The organism is Ensifer sp. SSB1, from assembly GCF_016652895.1.
Lineage (GTDB): Bacteria > Pseudomonadota > Alphaproteobacteria > Rhizobiales > Rhizobiaceae > Ensifer.
Map to the genome: position 1 here is coordinate 1 of NZ_JAEPRP010000321.1, position 3,756 is coordinate 3,756.

Genomic DNA, 3,756 nt, shown 5'->3' on the forward strand with positions numbered 1-3,756 from the left:
GGTCGTCGAGTCCAAGTTTCGCGTAAGGCGTGCCCTTCTCGCGGATCGCCTGGCGGACGGTCAAACCGGCATCGGAGATCATCCTTGCCAACTCGTCGCGCGCCGGCGGTGTCTTGAGATACTCGATCACGGTCGGTTCGATCCCGGCTGCGCGGATCATCTCCAGCGTGTTGCGGGACGTGCCGCAGGTCGGGTTATGATAGATGGTGACGTCCATTGTCATGTCCTTTCGGTAATGGTGTTCCGGGAGACGGCGGGTGCTGCCTCGTACCAGCCCCTGGTGCGGTTCACGGCCCAGACGACCGTGAGCATCACGGGAACCTCGATGAGCACGCCGACGACGGTCGCCAGCGCCGCACCGGACTGAAAGCCGAACAGGCTGATGGCTGCGGCGACCGCGAGTTCGAAGAAGTTGCTGGCCCCGATCAGCGCCGAAGGCCCGGCGACGCAATGGCGCTCGCCCGACATCCGGTTCAGGAGGTAGGCCAGGCCTGAGTTGAAGTAGACCTGGATCAGGATCGGGACGGCCAGCAGCGCGATGATCGTCGGTTGCGCGATGATCTGCTCGCCCTGGAAACCGAAGAGAAGGACGAGCGTCGCCAGCAGTGCCACAAGCGAAAGCGGCTGCAGCTTCGCCAGCATGGCGTCCAGCGCCTTCGTCGTGCCGTCGGCGGTCAGCCGCATTCTCAGGACCTGAGCGATGATGACCGGGACCACGATATAAAGGACGACCGACAGAACGAGCGTGTCCCACGGTACGGTGATCGCCGACAATCCGAGAAGCAGTCCGACGATTGGGGCGAAGGCGACGACCATGATCGCATCGTTGAGTGCTACCTGGGACAACGTGAACAGCGGCTCGCCGCGCGTCAGGTTGCTCCAGACGAACACCATAGCGGTACAGGGCGCAGCCGCAAGGATGATAAGGCCAGCAATGTAGGAGTCGATCTGGTCAGCCGGCAGATAAGGACGGAACAGCCATCCGATAAAGAGCCATCCGAGCAACGCCATGGAGAACGGCTTGATGGCCCAGTTGATGAACAGGGTCACGCCGATGCCGCGCCAGTACGTGCTGACCTGCGCCAGCGAGCGGAAGTCGATCTTGATGAGCATCGGGATGATCATCAGCCAGATCAGGATGGCGACTGGCAGGTTCACCTTCGCGACCTCCGCCGCGCCGATGACCTGGAAAACACCGGGTATCAAATGACCGAGGGCGACGCCGACGACGATACAGAGGAAGACCCAGATGGTGAGGTAGCGTTCGAAGGTAGACATCAGGCGGACTTTCCCTGGATTGCCGTCGAACCCTCCATCGCGCCGATTTGGCGGAGCTTCGTTTCGAGCGCCAGGCGGTCGATCGATGCCAGCGGAAGGCTGACGAAGGCCGTGATCCGATTCTTGAGGAAACGCGCGGCCGTCGCAAAGGCGCGCTGGATTTCGACCTCGGAACCGACAACGGCCGCGGGGTCCTCGACACCCCAATGCGCGGTCGTCGGATGACCGATCCATACGGGGCAGGCCTCGCCGTGCGCGTTATCACAGACGGTGAAGATAAAATCCATTTCGGGCGCGCCTGGTTGCGCGAAGACGTCCCAGTTCTTCGACGAGAAGCCAGTCGCAGAATAGCCGAGGGCTTCGAGTTCGTTCAGGGCATGCGGATTGACTTCGCCCTTGGGCTGGCTGCCCGCGGAAAACGCCCGGAAGCGCCCACCACCCTCATTGTTGAGGATGGATTCGGCGAGAATAGAACGTGCGGAGTTGCCCGTGCACAAGAAGAGCACGTTGTAAGTCTTGTCGGTCATGGTTGTGTTCCGTGGTTAGGTCGGAGCTCTGTTGAATTGCATGATCGTTGCCGATGCCGGGCAGATGCTCGACAGCTGACGGGTCGCGAGAACGGCGGGCGGCACATCTGGCCGCTCGATTACAGTGAAGCCAAGGCTTTCAAAGAAAGTCGTGGCGGAGGTCGTCGCCAGGAAGACTGCCGAGCCTTCGTTGACGGCCTTCAGCGTTTCCCTGGTCAGCGATTTTCCAAGCGCCTTGCCACGATGCTCGGGCAATATGACTATCGACCTGAGAAGCACGTCGTCGCCGCACGCCTCGATGCCAGCATAACCAACCGTGCCGCCGTTGGAGGAAACAGCCCGGAAAAACGAGCGCCCAGCGTCTTCGAGGTCTTCGGTTGGAAGACCGGAAGCCGAAAGCGCCAGTTTTAGTTCCGGATCGCTTCCCGGGACTGGCTCCAGTCTGATGTCGCTCATGACGGCTTCACCTCGGGAGCACAGCAGGGCGTGAGTTCTGCGATAAGCGGCGCACAGAGTTCCGCCGATCCGCCGCAGCAGTCTTTCAGCAAGAAGAGCGTCAGGCCGCGCAGTCCCTGGAGATCGGCCCGGTAGATGATCGAACGGCTCTGCCGCTCGCTTGTCACAAGGCCTGCGCGCGACAGCGTCGCGAGATGTGCCGACATGGTGTTTTGCGGCACATCGAGAATTCGGGCTAGCTCGCCGGCAGGCACGCCATCGGGCTCGTGCCGGACGAGAAGGCGAAACGTCTCGAGCCTGGTGGTCTGGGCGAGTGCGGAAAGCGCCGCGATTGCTTCGTTATTATCCATATATCCAGAATAATAGATATATTGCCTTTGTCAACAGGCGGCTAATCTTTTCAACGTCCGTCCTGGGGCAAATTAAGTCGTCCAGCCAAACGTCTGCTTTTGGGGCAGTGGCCAAGTTGGGCTCCATGGCCGACATGGGGCACAATGCTGCCGTTCACAGACCTAAGCATGGACGCCGCCTTAGGGGCGGACAGAATCGTGCTCCCAAGAGCCTTGCACGGCTCGTTGCTGTGATGTTCACCTTTGGGAGATCCTAACTGAAGTGCAACACGCCGGTTTTCAGGGCAGGGGTTCAGCCTCCCTCTTGCAAATGTGCGCGGAACACTTCGGCCGGCGTCTTGATGGTGACGGACTGCGCGCTGTCCCCGCGGATCTCGACAACGAGCCAGATGAGACCGGCGAGCTCGAGCCCACCGGCGATGATACGCGTTCCACATGTCAGCGGGCCGGCGCGCGGTTCACCGACCAGCGGCCAGTGAGTAACATGAAGGCTGCGACCGAGCCGATGACGATCAACAGCGCGGCGATGCCGGCGGCGTAGGCGTCGTTGACGCCGAGAACTGCCGAAAGACCTGCACTGCCGAACAATCCGCCGACAGTGGTCGACCGTTCCGCTCTTTCCTGCTGGCACGAAGGACGGCACGGTGACGCCAGTGGCGGAGGTCCTTCGGACGAGCGATGTACCCTTTGTGATAGCCAGTGCCTATGGGACACCCGCGGAGGCCGGCGGATGCCTCCTGGCGGAGGCTCTTAATGTTGGTAAGCCGACAGTCGAGCGTGACCCTTGTAATGCTCTAGAACATGTCGTTCTCTCATAGCTCTTGCTGGGCGACGCCCGGGCAGTGCAAGGCAAAATGTTCGAAGCCCTGTAAAAGCGCTTCGATACCAGTGCTCAGGCGGCCCTTGAAGCTTGTCTATCCATTCTCAAGAGTGCTCTCTTGAGCGCCGCCAGGCAGATGCTGTCAATCGCGGTGCCCTCGACCTCCTCCATGATCGACAGTGCTTTGTCGACAGGCATCGCGGATCGACATGGCCGGCTGCGTTCGGATTTTCGCATTGGTTAAACATGAGAAGACTCCCAGCTCAGATACTGGTAGAGCGTCCCCGAGCCTTGTCGAGACGCTCACACGTCTCTTACAACGCTG

At 60.8% G+C, this 3,756-nt stretch carries 6 protein-coding genes; all 6 read right to left on the reverse strand.

All coding sequences use genetic code 11. The features are described 5' to 3' along the window. A partial coding sequence (locus I8N66_RS36595) for a glutaredoxin domain-containing protein (protein ID WP_365888445.1) occupies positions 1-217 on the reverse strand: 217 nt, incomplete at its 3' end. A 2-nt stretch (positions 218-219) separates the two neighbouring features. Further along, positions 220-1,278 (reverse strand): ACR3 family arsenite efflux transporter, encoded by a 1,059-nt coding sequence (arsB, locus tag I8N66_RS36600; RefSeq protein WP_291165325.1) that lies wholly within the window; start codon positions 1,276-1,278, stop codon positions 220-222. Next, positions 1,278-1,805 (reverse strand): arsenate reductase ArsC, encoded by a 528-nt coding sequence (locus I8N66_RS36605; RefSeq protein WP_291165328.1) that lies wholly within the window; start codon positions 1,803-1,805, stop codon positions 1,278-1,280. Before I8N66_RS36605 ends, arsB begins: the two co-directional genes overlap by 1 nt. A gap of 15 nt (positions 1,806-1,820) precedes the next feature. Next, a complete protein-coding gene (arsN2, locus tag I8N66_RS36610; RefSeq protein WP_291165331.1) occupies positions 1,821-2,261 on the reverse strand; it encodes an arsenic resistance N-acetyltransferase ArsN2 in 441 nt (146 codons plus the stop codon). Continuing rightward, on the reverse strand, positions 2,258-2,611 hold the full coding sequence (locus I8N66_RS36615; RefSeq protein ID WP_291165333.1) for a metalloregulator ArsR/SmtB family transcription factor: 354 nt from the start codon (positions 2,609-2,611) through the stop codon (positions 2,258-2,260). The genes arsN2 and I8N66_RS36615 overlap by 4 nt, the downstream gene beginning before the upstream one ends. Before the next feature lie 438 nt (positions 2,612-3,049). Next, complete coding sequence (locus tag I8N66_RS36620; protein ID WP_291165336.1) at positions 3,050-3,199, reverse strand: hypothetical protein; 150 nt, start codon at positions 3,197-3,199, stop codon at positions 3,050-3,052. Between the last annotated feature and the right edge of the window lie 557 nt (positions 3,200-3,756).

Coding starts and splice junctions, on each gene's coding strand:
- arsB (WP_291165325.1), bottom strand. CDS start 1,278: ATGTCTACCTTCGAACGCTACCTCACCATCTGGGTCTTCCTCTGTATC.
- I8N66_RS36605 (WP_291165328.1), bottom strand. CDS start 1,805: ATGACCGACAAGACTTACAACGTGCTCTTCTTGTGCACGGGCAACTCC.
- arsN2 (WP_291165331.1), bottom strand. CDS start 2,261: ATGAGCGACATCAGACTGGAGCCAGTCCCGGGAAGCGATCCGGAACTA.
- I8N66_RS36615 (WP_291165333.1), bottom strand. CDS start 2,611: ATGGATAATAACGAAGCAATCGCGGCGCTTTCCGCACTCGCCCAGACC.